The organism is Clostridium pacaense (genome assembly GCF_020709765.2).
Lineage (GTDB): Bacteria > Bacillota > Clostridia > Lachnospirales > Lachnospiraceae > Enterocloster > Enterocloster hominis.
In genome coordinates this window covers 1-250 of sequence record NZ_JAJFEB020000157.1, presented here as the reverse complement: position 1 = coordinate 250, position 250 = coordinate 1, and the positions used below count along the sequence as shown (strand labels likewise).

Sequence of the window (250 nt, the reverse complement as noted above, 5' to 3'; positions counted from 1 at the left end):
GAAGATGCTTGCGGAGATTATGAGGTACATACAAGAAAACGAGATTTTTTCTTTTGCTGAGTTTATCGACTTGAGCCGTTTGTATCATCCGGCTTGGTTTACTTTGATTGTCAATACCAACGGTTGGATAGTTAAAGAGTTCCTCAAGTCGCTTGAATGGGAACGCTCTGTCGGATATGTCAGAAAGGCGGAAAGATTGCCGAAAGCAGACTTCGAAACAGGAGAAGCCCTGGACTCTGAATAAGGCTGT

General features: G+C 43.6%; 1 protein-coding gene. It reads left to right on the top strand.

The features are described from left to right. Positions 1-244, top strand: a 244-nt coding sequence (locus LK536_RS58895; RefSeq protein ID WP_506092346.1) for a hypothetical protein, incomplete at its 5' end; no start/stop codon positions are given. Between the last annotated feature and the right edge of the window lie 6 nt (positions 245-250).